This is a genomic window from Psychrobacter namhaensis (assembly GCF_016107545.1).
Classification (GTDB): Bacteria; Pseudomonadota; Gammaproteobacteria; order Pseudomonadales; family Moraxellaceae; genus Psychrobacter; species Psychrobacter namhaensis.
This window is the reverse complement of the sequence record NZ_JABASS010000003.1, coordinates 102,832-119,986: the sequence shown is the minus strand read 5'-3', so window position 1 is coordinate 119,986 and position 17,155 is coordinate 102,832. Positions and strand designations below refer to the sequence as shown.

Annotated in this window: 17 protein-coding genes; 11 read left to right on the top strand and 6 right to left on the bottom strand. The window is 46.3% G+C overall.

Annotated features, from left to right (window positions below; all coding sequences use genetic code 11):
- Positions 1 to 89 precede the first annotated feature (89 nt).
- The 8 genes from tsaA (at position 90) to gspK (ending at position 8,028) form a co-directional block, all read left to right on the top strand.
- Positions 90 to 938 (top strand): tRNA (N6-threonylcarbamoyladenosine(37)-N6)-methyltransferase TrmO, encoded by an 849-nt coding sequence (gene tsaA / locus JFC06_RS04275; protein ID WP_198334083.1) that lies wholly within the window; start codon positions 90 to 92, stop codon positions 936 to 938.
- A gap of 74 nt (positions 939 to 1,012) precedes the next feature.
- Positions 1,013 to 2,800 carry a GspE/PulE family protein gene (locus JFC06_RS04270; RefSeq protein WP_198334082.1) on the top strand — a complete coding sequence of 596 codons (1,788 nt, stop codon included), beginning with the start codon at positions 1,013 to 1,015 and terminating at the stop codon, positions 2,798 to 2,800.
- A 143-nt stretch (positions 2,801 to 2,943) separates the two neighbouring features.
- Positions 2,944 to 3,732: a TatD family hydrolase gene (locus JFC06_RS04265; protein ID WP_193006193.1), complete on the top strand. Its 789-nt coding sequence runs from the start codon at positions 2,944 to 2,946 to the stop codon at positions 3,730 to 3,732.
- A 228-nt stretch (positions 3,733 to 3,960) separates the two neighbouring features.
- A complete protein-coding gene (locus tag JFC06_RS04260; protein WP_193006192.1) occupies positions 3,961 to 4,644 on the top strand; it encodes a TetR/AcrR family transcriptional regulator in 684 nt (227 codons plus the stop codon).
- Between the two features lie 157 nt (positions 4,645 to 4,801).
- Positions 4,802 to 5,629 carry a prepilin-type N-terminal cleavage/methylation domain-containing protein gene (locus JFC06_RS04255; protein ID WP_198334081.1) on the top strand — a complete coding sequence of 276 codons (828 nt, stop codon included), beginning with the start codon at positions 4,802 to 4,804 and terminating at the stop codon, positions 5,627 to 5,629.
- 30 nt (positions 5,630 to 5,659) lie between these two features.
- Positions 5,660 to 6,103, top strand: a complete 444-nt coding sequence (gene gspI / locus JFC06_RS04250) for a type II secretion system minor pseudopilin GspI (RefSeq protein WP_226949489.1) — start codon at positions 5,660 to 5,662, stop codon at positions 6,101 to 6,103.
- The gene (gene gspJ, locus JFC06_RS04245; protein ID WP_198334080.1) at positions 6,100 to 6,879 is read left to right on the top strand and encodes a type II secretion system minor pseudopilin GspJ; all 780 of its coding nucleotides are present in this window, start codon (positions 6,100 to 6,102) and stop codon (positions 6,877 to 6,879) included. Before gspI ends, gspJ begins: the two co-directional genes overlap by 4 nt.
- Before the next feature lie 48 nt (positions 6,880 to 6,927).
- A complete protein-coding gene (gene gspK, locus JFC06_RS04240) occupies positions 6,928 to 8,028 on the top strand; it encodes a type II secretion system minor pseudopilin GspK (RefSeq protein ID WP_227670170.1) in 1,101 nt (366 codons plus the stop codon).
- 21 nt (positions 8,029 to 8,049) lie between these two features.
- Here the strand turns inward: gspK and JFC06_RS04235 are convergent, their stop codons facing one another.
- From JFC06_RS04235 to ychF, 4 genes are all read right to left on the bottom strand, one after another.
- On the bottom strand, positions 8,050 to 8,730 hold the full coding sequence (locus JFC06_RS04235; protein WP_198334079.1) for a TetR family transcriptional regulator: 681 nt from the start codon (positions 8,728 to 8,730) through the stop codon (positions 8,050 to 8,052).
- Positions 8,731 to 8,815: 85 nt separating this feature from the next.
- Positions 8,816 to 10,234: a deoxyguanosinetriphosphate triphosphohydrolase gene (locus JFC06_RS04230; protein ID WP_198334078.1), complete on the bottom strand. Its 1,419-nt coding sequence runs from the start codon at positions 10,232 to 10,234 to the stop codon at positions 8,816 to 8,818.
- 176 nt (positions 10,235 to 10,410) lie between these two features.
- Positions 10,411 to 11,010 (bottom strand): hypothetical protein, encoded by a 600-nt coding sequence (locus JFC06_RS04225; protein WP_198334077.1) that lies wholly within the window; start codon positions 11,008 to 11,010, stop codon positions 10,411 to 10,413.
- A 142-nt stretch (positions 11,011 to 11,152) separates the two neighbouring features.
- Positions 11,153 to 12,244 carry a redox-regulated ATPase YchF gene (ychF, locus tag JFC06_RS04220; RefSeq protein ID WP_193006185.1) on the bottom strand — a complete coding sequence of 364 codons (1,092 nt, stop codon included), beginning with the start codon at positions 12,242 to 12,244 and terminating at the stop codon, positions 11,153 to 11,155.
- A 501-nt stretch (positions 12,245 to 12,745) separates the two neighbouring features.
- Between ychF and JFC06_RS04215 the strand changes: the two genes are divergently transcribed.
- Together JFC06_RS04215 and JFC06_RS04210 are read left to right on the top strand one after the other, a co-directional pair.
- Positions 12,746 to 13,993 (top strand): NAD(P)/FAD-dependent oxidoreductase, encoded by a 1,248-nt coding sequence (locus JFC06_RS04215; protein ID WP_193006184.1) that lies wholly within the window; start codon positions 12,746 to 12,748, stop codon positions 13,991 to 13,993.
- A 58-nt stretch (positions 13,994 to 14,051) separates the two neighbouring features.
- On the top strand, positions 14,052 to 14,390 hold the full coding sequence (locus JFC06_RS04210) for a RidA family protein (RefSeq protein ID WP_193006225.1): 339 nt from the start codon (positions 14,052 to 14,054) through the stop codon (positions 14,388 to 14,390).
- 73 nt (positions 14,391 to 14,463) lie between these two features.
- Here JFC06_RS04210 and JFC06_RS04205 read toward each other — a convergent pair whose 3' ends face one another.
- Complete coding sequence (locus JFC06_RS04205) at positions 14,464 to 14,964, bottom strand: lactoylglutathione lyase family protein (RefSeq protein ID WP_193006183.1); 501 nt, start codon at positions 14,962 to 14,964, stop codon at positions 14,464 to 14,466.
- Between the two features lie 107 nt (positions 14,965 to 15,071).
- Here JFC06_RS04205 and JFC06_RS04200 point away from each other — a divergent pair, with 107 nt between their 5' ends.
- A complete protein-coding gene (locus JFC06_RS04200; protein WP_193006182.1) occupies positions 15,072 to 15,941 on the top strand; it encodes a LysR family transcriptional regulator in 870 nt (289 codons plus the stop codon).
- A 71-nt stretch (positions 15,942 to 16,012) separates the two neighbouring features.
- Here JFC06_RS04200 and JFC06_RS04195 read toward each other — a convergent pair whose 3' ends face one another.
- Positions 16,013 to 17,149, bottom strand: a complete 1,137-nt coding sequence (locus JFC06_RS04195) for a glycerate kinase (RefSeq protein WP_193006181.1) — start codon at positions 17,147 to 17,149, stop codon at positions 16,013 to 16,015.
- Positions 17,150 to 17,155 lie beyond the last annotated feature (6 nt).

Here is a 17,155-nt window from a genome sequence, read left to right as displayed (position 1 = left end):
TGATAAAATGGAATATCGTTAGCGAATAATTTTGTAAGATTGGGCATATCAGTTTAACAGTAGCAGTTTGTCACGCAGGGAGACAGTGTATGTGGGGTGAAAAGGTGTCCCAAGATGAGAGTCATCGTGCGCCAATTATTGGCTACCATCGTGCGCCGCTATCACAAAAGTTTGGTGCGCCAAGGCAGCCAAATCTGGTCGCGTTGACCAGTGTTATTGAGATGCGAGCGCCTTATGATACGCCAGCGGCTTTCGTTGGTTTGGAGGCGTTTAGTCATATTTGGGTCAGTTGGCAATTTCATCATAACTATCTTGATAAGGGCAATGGCTTGCATAAAGCAGACAGGGAATTTCGCCCGCAAGTACGACCACCAAGACTCGGTGGCAATCAAAAAATAGGCGTGTTCGCCAGTCGAAGTATGTATCGGCCTTCGGCATTAGGACTGTCTGTGGTCAAGCTTGAGCGTGTGGCGGTGGTACAAGGACGTGCGTTGCTTATAATTAGCGGTGCAGATATGATAAATGACACGCCTATTATCGATATCAAACCCTATGTGGCTTATAGTGACGCTATCGCCCAAGCAGAGAGTGGCTTTGCACCCATTGCCCCTGTGTCGTCGGAGGTGACTATCACTGAGTCAGCGTATGCACAATTTATAACGTTGGTTCATACAGGAGAGTCGGGTAGAGGTGATAATAAACCCACTGATACAGAACCTGCTACGGTCGCTGCGCTGCTATACAAGATACAAAACCAATTGAGCCTCTCTGATATCGACGCGATTAAAGCACTCATCGCGCAAGACCCGCGTCCAGCGTATCGCCGTCATGAATTAAAGATGCCATTTATTATGCGCTATAAGTCTGTCGATGTCAGTTTTCAGTTGTTAGAGTCAGGACAGTTACAAATAAGTTCTGTTGTAGCAGTCAGTTTGTAGCGGCAAATGAGCGTCACTAGTACCGCACTCCTCACTATCAGTAACTTATTTACCCGTAATAAAAGAAGAATAATATGTCTGTTCAGAACTATTCAATAGTGATTGATTTGCGTTGGTGCCTAGATGAGCTTTTGGTCGACAAGGTGATTGATCAGCGTGGCTACAATCTAGTGATTACTAGCCGCCGTGATAAGGCACAGCATCCACTGCTGACCATCAGTGAGTTTGGCTTACCGAATGGTCATGCGCCTGATAACAGCGCTGACAATAAATTAACGTTGGCTTGGTTGAATCAATGGTTGGCCGCAAAAGCGGGTATGCCACTTGTTCGTATTGACCCTTTAAAAGTCGATGTTCCAGCCGTGACACAGCTGATGTCCTTTGAGTATGCACGCTTGCAGCATATTTTACCGATTGAGGTGAGCTTAGATGAGGTGGTCATCGGTACAGATCAGCCGTTTTATACGGACTGGCAAGCAAACATTGACAAGTTAATCAAATCTAAAAGCTATCGCACGGTCTATCTTAGTCCTGAACAGATTAATCGCTATCGCCGAGAGTTCTATCAAGTCACGCAAGCGATTGCGGGGGCAAATAGTGTCCATAAACGGGCGGCAGCTGATGTCACCAATGTCGAGGCACTATTGCAGCTGGGTGACAACACCAATCCCGATGCCAATGATCAGCATATCGTCAGAGTCGTTGACTGGTTACTACAATATGCCTTTGAACAGCGTGCCAGTGACATTCATCTAGAGCCGCGGCGGGAGACAGGCAAGGTACGTTTTCGCATAGATGGTGTGCTCCATACCGTCTACGAGATGCCACTGGCGATTATCGTGGCGGTCACGGCGCGTATTAAAATCTTAGGGCGGCTCAATGTCGCAGAAAAACGCAAACCGCAGGATGGTCGTCTAAAAACCCGTACCCCAAAAGGGCTGGAGACTGAGCTACGTCTCTCTACCATGCCGACTGCTTTCGGTGAAAAGTTGGTCATGCGCGTGTTTGATCCTGAGGTGCTGGTGCGCTCGTTTGCTCAGCTCGGCCTATCTGGTAAACAGCTGGAAACGTGGCATGAATTAACGGCGCATCCAAACGGTATTGTTTTGGTCACAGGACCAACTGGCTCAGGTAAAACCACCACCCTATATAGTACGCTCAAGCAGCTCGCCACTGAGCAAGTCAATGTCTGTACGATCGAAGATCCGATTGAGATGATTGAGCCGGCGTTTAATCAAATGCAGGTCAACCCAGGCGTCGATTTGTATTTTTCTGATGGTATCCGCTCATTAATGCGTCAAGACCCGGATATCATTATGGTGGGTGAGATTCGTGATGCCGAAACGGCAAACATGGCAGTGCAAGCCTCCCTTACAGGGCATTTGGTGCTCTCGACTTTGCACACCAATGACGCCCCAAGCTCCCTCACTCGTCTACACGATTTGGGCATCCAGCCTTTTTTGACCTCAGCGACGATATTGGGTGTGATGGCACAGCGCTTATTACGGACGTTATGTCCGCACTGTAAGCAAGCGGTGGATGTGACGCGAGATAGTGAGATAGCGATTCAATGGCAAGAGCTGGTACAGCCTTGGCGTGCGCCAGTGCCAGCACAGATCTATACGGCGCAAGGTTGTGAGCGCTGTCGCCATACCGGTTATCAGGGCCGTGTTGGCCTATATGAAATCATGCCGTTATCCAACGAATTAAAAAAGTTGGTTGCCGCCGATGCAAATTTAGACGTACTCAAGCAGCAAGCGTACCGCGAAGGGGTACAGCCATTACGCTTATCAGGTGCAAAGCGTGTTAGTGAAGGGCTGACGACCATAGAAGAGGTGATGCGTGTCGTGCCGCTGCACTGATGTCAAGTATTTATAAATCGGTATGATAAGTAAGTGACTTTTACCTGACTTGAAAACTGCTGTCTTTAGAGCAATAAACACCCATACAACTTTGAATTTTGACCTAACTTTTTTATTTATAATTTTTATTAATGAGAGTTTTTATGTTTACTGATAGTCATTGCCATCTGAACCGTTTAGATTTGACGAAGTATGACGGCCAATTGTCTGGCGCGATTGACGCTATGAAAGCCGCTAACGTCACCCGTGCGATGGCGATTATGTGTGATTTTGCTGAGTATGATGATATTGCCAACATTGTACGCACTTATGGTGATGAGAGGCTAAATTTAGGGATGAGTGTGGGTATCCATCCTTGTGAAGATATTCAGGTCTTACAATCAGCGACCATCGAGCGGCTGATAGAAACGGCCAGTGCTGATCATGTATGGGCAATAGGGGAGACGGGTCTGGATTATTATTGGTCAACTGAGAATAAAAAAGAACAACAAGCCAGTCTTGCCCGTCATATTCACGCGAGCCAAAGTCTAAAAAAGCCACTCGTGATCCACATGCGTGATGCCAAAGAAGACACCATTGATATCTTAAAAAGTGAGGGCGCTGAACATGGCATTATTCACTGCTTTACCGAAGATTGGGAGACAGCGAAACGCGCCTTAGACTTAGGGTTTTATATCTCTTTCTCGGGTATTGTCAGCTTTAAGAGTGCGCAAATGATCCAAGATGCCGCTCAAAAAATGCCCAGAGATAGAATGCTGATCGAAACGGATAGCCCTTATTTAGCACCTGTGCCTAAACGTGGTAGACCTAATGAGCCGGCTTACGTACCCTACGTGGCAGCTTATCTCGCAGACATGTATGGCTGTAGTAGCAAGGAGATAGGCGCTTTGACTGCAAAAAACTTTGAAAATTTACTGGCACAGTACCACTAAAATGGGTATGCTATGACCACTCAGTCATTTATGAAATCACCATATGGTTTGCGCGCTATATCGTTAAATACCAAGCGTAATCATATAATTATCTATGACTATTTAGCAAACATAAGCATATTCTCATTGTCGTCCTCGAGCAGTCTTTGTATAGCCTCATACTTTTTGCCGACGTACTAGTGTAAACAATGGTCATATGCTTAATCTTGTCAGGTTTTAGGAGAGATTATGAGTCGTCAGCATCAGTTCAAGGCACGAGAAGAAAATATCTTAGCGATGGCAGAGCAACTGCTACTTGAGTCAGGCGATGGTGATATCACTTTAGACAGTTTGGCAGACCAGCTTGATTTGGCTAAAGGCACACTGTACAAGCATTTCTCCAGTAAAGATGAGCTCTATTTGCGCATTATCATTCGTTATGAAGAGCAGTTGTTCGAGATCAATCGCATTGATGATTGCCCGTCGGCAGGCGTGGCCCGCATGATTTTTCAACAGCTGTTTAACCCACAAAAAGCCATGCTGCTTAACCAAATCGAAGAGCGTTTGGCGGCATCAGTGACGGGTCTTAATCGCTTATTTGGTGAGCTTTACGATATACGCCGCCAGCGCATGAAGCGTTTGATTGATATTATCAGTGCTTATTTAAAAGATGAAAATAGTAACCTAAGTACTCGTGATTATTTATCTTCCATTTGGGCAATGGGTCAAGGCGGTGCGGGGTTATTAAATTCAAGCTTTTATCAGCGTTATTTGGGCCGCCGTGATACCTTGCGTTACGCGTTTGTCCAGCAAATGCTTGAGCTCCCCAGCCATTATCCTGCCGATGAGGATGGGGTGATGGATGAAGATATGCAAGAGCTGGTAGAACAAATCGATACCGAGTCAGAAGAGCATCGCAATACCAATTACTAGCTTGCCTGTGACTCTTTCGTAGCTCAATATACTACCGTAAGCGTTTCGTGTTGCAATATTCTATAGTGCAGCACGAGCAACCCTATCTGTTCAGTATTTTAAAAATAGTGATGTCACTTTATACACGATAACCTAATGATAAGCTTATAGGTGCCATATGCCGGTCACTGTCAAGACTCAGTCCAGCTCAGCGGCCACTTGCCATTTAAGCATCAACCCGCAACATTCTGCCTATCATAAAACAGAGTTCAGTCTGCTTCCTCGTCATTGTCGCAGTGACTACTCGCCGTTAAAAAATTCTCAGATTTTCTCTGCTAAACCATTAAGCCTTTGTCGATCGCAAACGGGTTTTACTCTCGTTGAAATCGTGGTGGTGGTGGTTATTCTATCTATATTTGCTGGCATGATGAGTTTGTCGGTCGGTAGCAGTGAATCCCGCAAAAACCGTGCTTTTTATGAGCACTTTACCGACTCATTAAGTTACGTTCGTCTGTTATCAGCTGAGCGTATGCAGCCCATGGGGCTAGTTTTACAAGCGGATAAAGAAGGTCAGGTAAACCCTGTGATTGTCACCTTATCAAATCCTTATGTCGCTTATCAAAGCGCTGACATCACATCGAGTAGTGTAGACAGCCGTCCCAAAAATGCCATGGAGTTGTCTACCGATTTGAATGCTATGTCAGGGGCTATGAGCGACCAACCGCCAACCCCGAGTTGGGAGAGTGAACCAGAAGTCAGCTTGCCTGAACTGCCTGCTGGGGTCAGCTTAAGGATTCAAAGCTTAGAGTCTGGTAACTTATCAATTTCTGGACAAAAACAAACACTACAGCCGTGGTTTGCCAACCAAGCAGTACCACAGGTCCTATGGTTTGGTACTGGGCAAGCGACTCCCGTCACCATTGAAGTGCTGCATGATTCGCGTTTGGTGGGTGAGGTGATTACGATTATGCCCGATGGTAGTATGATGATCGGACAGGGGGTATAGTTGATGGCTATCTTTTCCAAGTCGCTTACTATGCCTACCTACTCTCAGTTTAAGCGTGAGCGTGGCTTTACCTTGATTGAGGTGATGGTTGCTTTGGCCATTTTGGCAGTGGTTGCCGTGGCGGCCAGTCGGGCCAGTAGCGCCTACCTGCACTCAGTCGATGTATTGCGCACCCGCACGCTGGCGCACTTTGTCGCACAAAACGCGGCGTCTGATTTGCGTATTCAAAAGACGTGGCTGACCGCAAGTCGTACTCAGACTGTCAATGCCCAAGGTCGTGATTGGCAAGTGGTTATGACAGTGGGTGAGGCCATGACACCTGCCTTAAAACAAGTGAATATCGCTGTTGCTCCCATTATTGATGGACAAACGCGTAGTGCTGTGACAGACATTGATGTGATGTTAAGCAGCGCTGAGCAAGAGGTTGGCAGTTTGGATTTGGCTGGTTTAAACCCAAATGGTCGTGTGCCATGAGTCAGCGCGGCTTTACCTTACTTGAGCTGATGGTTGCCATGGCAATATTTGCGATGCTGGCGGTGGCGGGTTGGCAAGTATTTGACAGTGTCAACCGTGCTCGTGAACGGGCGCAGTTCCATGCGGATAATTTGGCAGTATTGCAATACGCTTATCTACAGCTACAGCAAGATATGGGGCAAATCATTCCTTATCAAGCGATCAATGTCCAACAAGATAGCATCAGCAGCAATGATGGTAACCAAGCAAGTAACATCCAGCCTGAGCCTTTTATGCGCTTAGATGGCGAGCAGGTCAGCTTTGTACGCTTTGCCGATCCTGATCCGCGCTATCAAAGCAGCACTAGTGTGCAGCATGTCGAATACGTTTTTGTAGATGAGCGCTTAATACGCCGTCAATACACCAGCCTGGATGGTGGGCGTGATAGCGTCAGCTTAGACAGTGTGTTGCTAGAAGGCGTCACCGCAGGCCGTTGGCAAGCGTATTTACCAGAGCTGAGCAGCACATTCCCCAACGAAGACGGCAGTAGTGTCGGTACAAATGTAACCTCTGAACAACCAGCTGATACAGTAGACATGCATCCTGAAGTGGCTTTACTGCCAAAAGGTATTGCCGTTAGTTTTACTTATCAAGACATGCCAATTACTTGGCAGTGGGCGCTCGCGCCGCAGTCGTTACCCCAGAGCAGTCGTCAAAACGTTCCTAATAAAAACAGCAACAACAATGGCAATGATGGTAGCGAGGCAGGTAGCGGCGATGAGGAAACCAGTAATTGAAAAGGCAGTATTGAAAATGGTTTATTGGCTCAATAATGAAGGCAATTTATGTCAATGACAGCCCATTCTCAGCGCGGGGTAGCGCTGCTCACTATCTTGCTATTAGTAGTCAGTATTACGGTGGTCGCAGGGGCGATGCTTGCCAGCCAAAAGATTGCTATTAGGCGTAGCGGCTTATTGTTTGACCAAAACCAGTTATTACAAGACATTCATGCAGGTCAGCAATTGGCCCTCACGGTGATTCGTGCTGACGATAAGCTAAATGATACCGACAGCGAGCAGGATATTTGGGCACAACCCATTCCACCTTATACCTTAGGCACGCATAGCATCAGCGTCGAGTTACGTGATGAAGCCAGTCGGTTTAATATCAACAACTTATATCAGAAGGGAGCGGTAGATACAGCCGCTTTAGCACTCTTTCAAAGACTGCTGACACAATTGAACTTAGAGCCTGACATTGCCATCGCGGTACTTGACTATCAAGACACAGACAGCGACGTGTATCAAGACGGTGGTAACGAAAGTACAGTCTACTCTCAGCAATCGAGTGCGACAGTCAATAATACGTTGCCAAATCAGCCCTTTGTTAGTGTTGATCAGCTGCAAGCGGTTCGAGGCGTCAATACTGACGTGCTAGCGACACTACGCCCTTATATCACGGCGGCTCCCTACTTTGTACCGGTTAATATTAATACAGCCAGTCCTGTTTTATTGGCTGCACTGGTAGACGGCGGCAATAGTGAGCAGATGCAAGGACTGGTCGACATGCGGACGCAGCGGGCGTTAGAGTCTATTGATGCTGTGTGGCAATTGCCAAATTTGAGCGGTTTAAACGAAGAACAACGAGCCGCACTAGCGCCACTATTAGCCGTTGACAGTCAGGCTTTTATGACGCTTATTACGGTTACTGATAATGCAACGGTCGGGCAGGCAAAACATCGCTATGCCACTGTATTAATGAGTAAAACGGCGAATGATGCCGAAGGTAGTAGCAACGCGAATAACAACAGCTCAAATGCCAATAACGCCAATAACAATATCCCTAACAGTCTCCCTAACGGTGCCAACTATAACGGCGACAGCAAAAAAACCAAGCAAATCGACGTAGTGGCACAGCGGCTATGGGCTTTTCGGCCCAGTTTTTAATCACTCTCCTAAAACGAGTGATCAATCCTTTAAAAGGGTTTCCTCACTGGACTTCCAATTGTAAGCGCCATAAAAAAGCATCTGTGCTTGGCGGGTACAGTTGTGTAGCATCGTCTGTTTATTCTCTTCAATCTCATTCAAATCGATTTCATCATCATGGTCTTCAGTATAGGTCAACTCTAACCAATCGATGATCCAAGAAAAGAACATATTTACGCCAGCCTCAGCCAACAGACGGCGGTCATAGTCATTGATGTGCGTAAACGCTGGCTGTAGCGCGAGATCTTCCGCTAAGCTGTGGGCGTGCTTTTTGACCAGCTCATTAATGGCCTTTCGCACGGCGTCTGAGCCGCCATAACGTTCACTGACTAAAAACTGCCAGTAGTAAGGCTGATCACTGACCATATACAAAAAGAGTTGGATACTCTTAGCGATTTGGCGATCAAAACTACGTTTACGGCCAATCTGTAAGCTATCGCTTAATATGGCTAAGGTGCCTCCTAGCTCTTCTACCACCAAGGCTCGTCCAAGCGACTCCATATCATCGAAATGCCGATAAAACGCAGTCGGCACAACGCCCACCTCACGTGTTACCTGTCTGAGGCTGATGGAGCTAAAAGACTGCCCTGTCATACATAAATCCAGCACAGCATTAAAAAACGCGTGCCGAGTTTGAAGTTTTTTTTGTTCGCGACTGCTCATAATATTTCAAAATTATCCGATAGGGGTTTATGATACTCATTTCAGCGCGTAAATACGACTGAAATACGCCACATATGTTAATTTATTAAACCATCGTGCCCCAGTGACCTTGTAACTCTTGCGCCAACCGATAAGCCTCATGATCATTCATGCCGGTAATAAAGTCTAAGATATTCAAAATATTGTGATAAGTATTGTCTGATAGTTCGCGGCGATGTTCGTCAAAATGTGGCTGTAGTAACTTTAGTAAGCGTTGCTGTTCAAAGGACATAGGTAATGACGTGAGTGTGGCTTGAGTGCCAGTCCAAGCGAGTGGCATAAAGGCATCTAGCAGACGGTGCAAACATTGATTGGCCATCAGCTCCATTCTTACCTTGCTTGGGTGGTTAAATATTTGCTCACGTGCTAGTTGTTTGGCTTGGTGAATGCCGTTTTGTACGCTAGTGTCACAATGGGCAAACAAGCTACCGTTCAGTTTTCCAGCGAGCATAGCATCGTTATTAGCCACGAAAGCATCAGTAACTGTATTGACCAAACGCATCATGGCACGTGCTCGCAATGACGCCAAACTTTGCCTAACGGACATGTGGGCGGGCAGCTGGATATTGCTAGGACGCTCGCCAATCAGCTCATAAAATATACTGGCCACATCCTCATAGGTTAAAATATTTAAATTGATGCCATCCTCTAAATCTATCAAAGCGTAGCAGATATCGTCTGCCGCTTCCAGCAAGTAAGCCAACGGATGACGGGCAAAGCCATCGTGTTGCTCTGAGCGCGGTAAGTGCAGGCACGCTGCCAACTCTTCTAATTGTGAGGCTTCACTATCGAAACAGCCAAATTTCTGCACGTTACTGTTGATACTATGATTACTGACATCGTTGCTGTGAGACGCTAGCCACGGGTATTTCATAAAGGCACCCAAGGTTGCACAGGTTAGCCGCATACCGCCTTTATCAGGATGGTGCTCATTGCGCGCTAATAGCCGAAACCCCTGAGCATTGCCTTCGTATGCCAGTAGATCCAACTGTTCATTAAGGGTCAGGTTTTGCAACCTAGCTTGAGGAACAGGTTGCCTAAACCAGTCGCGAATGGCGTATTCTCCGGCATGGCCAAAGGGTGGGTTGCCAATATCATGAGCGAGGCACGCTGCTTGTACAATCACCCCGACATCGGCTGGCGAGACCCCGCTGGGTAGACCGCTACCTAACGTGTCATGGAGCTTTTCTGCTGACATCATCCCTAAAGAGCGGCCAATACAAGACACTTCAAGAGAGTGGGTCAAGCGAGTATGAATACCAAGCTGATTGGTCAATGGATGGACTTGCGTTTTTTGATTAAGCTGGCGAAAGGAGTGAGAAAAGACCAATCTGTCATAGTCTTTATGAAAGTGCGAACGCGCCGTTTCACCTGTTTTGGGTTCTTTGGATGAGCCGAGCCGTTGGGCGCTGAGTAAGTGCGACCACTGTGTGGTGGCAGATGAGAGAGATAGGTGGTTAGACATTATTATTGTGATCCCAATGATGAGCCGATAGTATTTGTTATATTGCTTCTTAGCATAGCAAAATAGTCGCGTCGGTTCATCTGTTGCCGCCGCCTGTTTTTGGTTAGGCAACGGCACTCTTTTTGAGATAAATGTTGGAGATAAGAGGGAGTCGCTTAAGCAGTCATTAAGCCGTATTAGCTGTCCGTTTCTTGACAATCGAATAGTACGGTTTCAGCATCTTTAGCCACACTGCCGTCCAGTGTTTTATTGCTCAATATCGCTCTAGTCGTGTCAGCATTCACTTGCCATCTCATCCCAGCATCATTAGTGATGCCAATATCGGTTTCATACACTGCACCAGCACGGTCGGTTTGAGGTAGCGTCATTGCTGTCAGATCGTACTCAATACCATCGATCAATAGGTGTGCGCTGGTAGCAGATTGGGCATTATCTTCGGGGTCATAATGCGCTTTAATTGTCTGTTCAGGCTGGCACGCGTAAGTGGTCATGTCTGTTGCGTCATGATTGTGCCCCTCATGATTGCCTTCATGACCGTGTTCTCCGTGACTGTGTTCACCGTGACTGTGTGCGTGTTCCTCATGACTGTGCTCATCGTGGTCTGCATGCGCGTCGTGCGTGTGTTCATCATGTGAGGCCTCAGCAATTGAGTCAGGCGCTACAGCAGCGCTACTTGGTTTTGGCTCATCAGCTTGTTGTTGGCAGCCTGCACTTACTATGAGAAAAGACAAACAAAGCAGAGCGGTCGTGGAATGAGTGCGGGAAAGTGCTAGCATGAAAAATGGCCTTGTAAAAGCAAACGTAGAATAGGGCAAACATAAGAATTTTAAAAGTTATGTTATAATATAACATATTAGCCATAAAAAAAACCAATATAGATGGCTCTATATTGGTTTTTTACTTCAGGATACAGCGTTATTACACGTTAAATCTAAAGTGCATCACATCGCCGTCTTGTACGATATAAGTTTTGCCTTCTAGGCGTGATTTACCAGCGGCTGCCGCCCCTTTTTCACCGCCATGTTCGATAAAGTCGTCATAAGCAATCACTTCAGCACGAATGAAGCCACGCTCAAAATCCGTGTGAATCACGCCAGCTGCTTGCGGCGCTGTGGCACCAACGGCGACTGTCCAAGCGCGTACTTCTTTCACGCCTGCTGTGAAATAAGTCTGCATATCAAGTAAATCATAACCACCGCGAATCACTTGATCAAGACCGGCCTCGAGCATATCCATCTCAGCCAAAAAGTCTTTTTTATCATCTTCATCAAGCTGCGCGATTTCAGACTCGATTTGGTTGCATAGGGCGATGACGATAGAGTCTTCACCAGTCGCATAATCGCGGACCGCATCGAGGTATGGATTGTTTTCAAAGCCGTCCTCAGAGACGTTAGCAATGTACATGGTTGGCTTTAGCGTGATTAGACCATAGCTTCTAATCAGTTTTTTCTCATCGGCGTCTAAGTTAGCAGCGCGAGCAGCTTTACCTTCAGCCAGTAATGGTTCGATCTTTTTGAACACTTCCAGCATGGCCTGTGCGTCTTTATCGCCGCCTTTGGCTTTTTTGGTCAAGTTAAAGACAGCGCGCTCGACGGCTTCTAAGTCAGCGAGTGCCAGCTCAGTGTTGATGGTTTCGATATCATCAATAGGACTGACGCGGCCATCGACGTGTACCACGTTGTCATCATCAAAGCAGCGTACCACGTGGGCAATCGCATCGGTCTCACGGATATTGGCCAAGAACTGGTTGCCCATACCTTCGCCTTTTGATGCGCCTGCAACCAAACCTGCGATGTCAACGAATTCCATCGTCGTTGGAAGTACGCGCTCAGGATTGACGATATCAGCCAACTTCTTTAGACGTGGGTCAGGTACTGGTACGATACCCGTATTGGGATCTTTGGTACAAAATGGAAAGTTTTCAGCGGCAATTCCCGCTTTGGTCAAAGCATTAAACAAGGTGGATTTACCCACGTTTGGTAGGCCGACGATGCCGCAATTAAAACCCATAGTGTTCTCTCAATGTATTAATAAAATCAGTTGGTATTCAGACAGTATAAGACCTGACACTTAGTCAGTATAAAACGCAGTCAAATAGTAAATCAAAATTGGGCGTATTGTAGCAAATTTAACCCAATATGGGTGAGGTTGTTGCGTTAGAAGTTTGGATTTCCAATACTCAGTAGCAGTGAGGTTTAGTATGCTCATAAAAAGTTATTGGGTCTCAAAACGGCTTCTGCTATCAGCGTGTGTTGTCTGATAGAGTGTCTCTTGTTACTCATTCTCAAACCTCAATAATTCATCAAATTGGTTAGAAAATGAATGCTCAACCCTCTGTTTATTCCTTTTGAAAATACCTAGTTTGAAAATTCATAGCCAAAAGTTTTTAATAGTAAAAATATTTATTAGATAAGGGTTTAATATTTAGCCCAATACGTTACTATTACCACCTTATCTGTTAGACCCTCATATTTGACACTCTGTATTAATACCATAAGAAAAGGACAGGTTATGCGCTATGAAGTTATCGTTATCGGTGCAGGTATGGTTGGCACCTCAATTGCGTGGCATCTACAAAAAAACCACTCAAAAGTGTTACTGTTAGATAAGAAGTTGCCCGGGTCGGAGACCTCATATGGCAATGCAGGATTGATTCAGCGCGAAGCCATTCATACGCATCCTTTTCCTCGTCAGCTGACTGAAATGATCAGAGTGTTGCCAAACCAAGGCACTGATATCCGCTATCGCATACCGGCAATTTTGCGTTATCACCAAGCGCTGCTCCAGTACTGGAAGTACTCTACACCCGCGTCAGTCAAAAAAATCGAATCTGAGTGGCAGACGCTGATCGCGCATTGTACCAGTGAGCACCAAACCATGATTAGCGCCTCTGGTGCTGATGAGCTAATTACTCGTGATGGCTGGTTACAACTGCATCGCTCAGAAGAGACGTTTAAAGAGGCTCAAGCGTCAGCCATTGATGCTCGTAATCAAGGGGTTGAACATAACGTATTAAATATTGCAGCGCTAAAAGCAATGGAGCCGAGCGCCAATTTTGAGGGCTTTGTTGGTGCAATCCATTGGTTGAACTCATGGCAAGTATCAAACCCAAGCTCGCTTGTAAAAGCCTATGCAAAGAACTTTCAAGACATGCAGGGCACCATTAAAGAAAGCGATGTAAAAGAAATCGTCCAAGATAGCGAAGGCTGGAAAATAATCACTGATAACGAGACTTATTATAGCGATAAGTTGGTCATCGCAGCAGGCCCGTGGTCCAATGATTTGATCAAACCGCTTGGCTATAATTTGCCACTGTTCCCAATGCGTGGCTATCATCAGCACTTTAAAGTGACGGATAAAAATACGATCAAGCACAGTATGTTTGATATGGACAAAGGCTTCGTCATGGGCCCGATGCAGCAGGGCATCCGTATCACGACGGGTGCTGAAATGACCACGATGGACGCACCGAAAAACTTCGGGCAACTAAAAACCGTCTTAAAATTTGCGAGAAAGATCTTGCCGTTAGAAGACGCAGTAGAAAGTGAAGCGTGGGCAGGATCGCGTCCTTGTATGCCGGACATGAAACCCGTGATTGGCCCTGCTGATAAGCATGACAAATTATGGTTTGCCTTTGGTCACAGCCATCAAGGCTTTACGTTGGGGCCAATGACAGGTCGTCTGGTTGAAGAAATGATTCATGATAAGCCTGCATTGGTCGATCTTGCCCCGTTTAGCGCCCAGCGTTTTTCTAACTAAAAGCAATTTGACTGGCTAAGTATAGATTTAAATTCATAAATGAAAGGGATATGACATGATAAAGAAGCTACATAGCAATCAACGTATGAGTAAAACTGTAATTCACAACCAGACTATTTATTTATGTGGTCAGGTAGGTAATGCAGAAGACGATATCAAAGCGCAAACATTGACTTGTTTGGAAAAGATCCAAACGTTGCTAGAAGAAGTGGGTAGCGACAAATCCAAGCTGTTGTCAGTGACAGTTTGGATAAAAAATATGGCAGACTTTGCGGCTATGAATGAAGTCTATGATAAATGGTTTGAAGGCGTGCAGCCACCAGCGCGTGCGTGCGGCGAGTCTGCATTGGCACGTCCTGAGTTATTGGTTGAGATGATCGCCATCGCTGCTGAATAATAGACCCATTTTAATGCCTGTATAAAGTAAAAAAGGACATGATAAAGATATCGTGTCCTTTTTTACGCTTGGCTTAGTAGGCGCCTTCGCTGTAGATAAGCTCGTAGCTGTGGCTATATATCTCAACGATATTGCCGAACGGGTCTTCCATATAAATCATACGATACGGTTTTTCACCAGGATAGTAGTAGCGTGGTTTTTCCATACGTTTTTTGCCACCTGCTGCCACTATACGCTCAGCGAGCGCTTCAACATTTGGATCTTGCACACAGAAGTGAAAGATGCCTGTTTTCCAGTATTCAAAGTTGTTCTCAGGGTTTTCTTGATTTTTGAATTCAAAAATCTCCACACCGATACGGTCACCAGTAGAGAGGTGAGCGATACGGAAACTGCCCCAACCTGAACCGAATACTTCAGTACACATCTCACCAATCGGGCTGTCATCTTCAACAATCTCAGTTGGCTCCATGATGGTGTACCAACCCATCACGTCAGTATAAAATTTTACGGCGGCCTCCAAGTCAGGGACTGAAAGACCGATGTGCGAAAAGCTTCTTGGATAAACGTTGTTCATTGCTTGTGCTCCTATTGGCTGTACGCTTATTTAAGGTGAGATCAGTGTACAAACGCACAGTCATTATGTAAAATTATCAAATATTATATAAATAAGTATAAATTTTAATGATAAATATCACATGGTTACGCACTTTTTGTACGCTCGTTGACGTTGGGCACTTTACTCGTACAGCTGGACGTCTATACATGACACAGTCTGGCGTGAGCCAGCACGTGCGTAAACTAGAGGAGCAGTTGGATACAGAACTACTGATTCGTCAAGGCAAGCTGTTTTCATTGACCAACGCAGGTGAGCAGCTCTATCGGGAAGGGGGTGAGATACTGCAGCGCTTATCAAATCTGCAGCAGCGTATCGGCGAGGATCCCCCTTATGCAGGGCTCGTGCGCTTAATGTCGCCTGGTAGTGTGGGGCTCAAGCTATTTCCGCAGCTTTTGACGTTACAGCAGCAGCATCCAAAGCTAGTGATTGATTATCGCTTTGCCCCAAATTCTGATATAGAGCGAGCGCTGGCCAATCATGAGATTGATCTTGGTTTTATGACAAATGTCTCAGATGATGAGACGGTTAGTTGCAAGCCTATGGCGCAAGAAGCATTGATACTGGTGACACCTGCCACTACGTTAGAGCCAAGCTGGGAGAAGCTCACAGAGCTTGGTTTTATTGATCATCCAGACGGTGCCCATCATGCGGGTATGTTATTGACTGCCAATTATGATGAATTTCAGCATATCAATGACTTTGACAAAAAAGGCTTTTCTAATCAGATTGGTTTGATTTTAGAGCCAGTTGGTAGGGGCATAGGCTTTACCGTCTTGCCAGCACATGCTGTGGCGGCTTATCAAAAACCTGAGCTGATCAAAAGCCATCATTTGCCAGTTGCCGTGAGCGAGACGCTATACCTTGCGGTCAGACGACAGCATGCACTCTCTAACAGAATGCACACGGTCATTGATGAAGTAAAAAAATGGCTATAGCAGTGTTGAAGTAAAGGTTCAATGTAGAGCTATCAACGGTATGCAATGGCTCTACATTTGATAGACTACTATTATTTCAAGTTTTGCCCAAGTTTGATACTTGCGGCGATGTTAACAGCAGTCGTCTCTATATTGTGATAAGCCGTGCGGAGCACATTATCAATCGAGTCGATCTTTTGGATACTCGGCATAATGACATCGAATTGATTGGTCTGAGTAGGTTTTAGTCCATCCACGCTACCGCAAATCGCAATAACTGGCGTATGAGTGGCTTTGGCGAGCTGACTGATGCCGCCCGCCACTTTGCCCATTGCGGTTTGCACATCAAGCTTACCTTCGCCTGTGATCACCAGGTCCGCATCAGCAATATGCTCTGATAAGCTGGCAACCTCGGCGACCGTATCAAAACCTGATTTCAACTGGGCATTGCAAAAGCTCATCAAGGCATAGCCAAGGCCACCTGCTGCTCCAGCCCCCGCTACTTCCTGACATTCTGGATAGCCATGCTGAGCACATGTGGCGGCAAAGTGGCTTAACGCCTTGTCTAAGTCAGCGACTTGTTGTGGACAAGCGCCCTTTTGAGGACCAAATACTGCGCTCGCCCCTAGAAGGCCACACAGTGGATTGGTCACATCACAAGCCACTTCAAACACGGTCTCTCGCACCTTTGTATGAAGGTTTGTACTATCTAATCGGTGTAAGCTGGCAAGCGCGCCGCCGCCGTGGGTGAGTAGGCTGTCATTCACATCGTGGAACGTCATACCTAACGCCATTAGCATGCCTAGACCAGCATCATTGGTTGCGCTACCGCCCAGACCGATGATGATGCGTTTGACCCCTTCACCTAAAGCATCTGCAATAAGCTCACCCACACCATAACTGCTAGCAACGACAGGATTACGCTCTGCCTCTGTTAACAGATGTAAGCCGCAGGCTTGGGCGATTTCAATGACCGCCGTGGCATCAGGTAACAGCAAGTATTTTGCGGTAATTGGTCTCATTAAGGGATCGTGAACGCTCACTTCTTTCCAGCGTCCACCCAACACATAAGACAAAACCGCAGAAGTACCTTCGCCGCCATCCGCCATGGGTAATAACGTATAGTCAGCGTTTGGAAACACCTGACTAAATCCAGACTGGATAGCATGGCACACATCTAATGCCTCTAAGCTTTCTTTAAACGAGTCGGGAGCGATTAAAATTTTCATGAAATT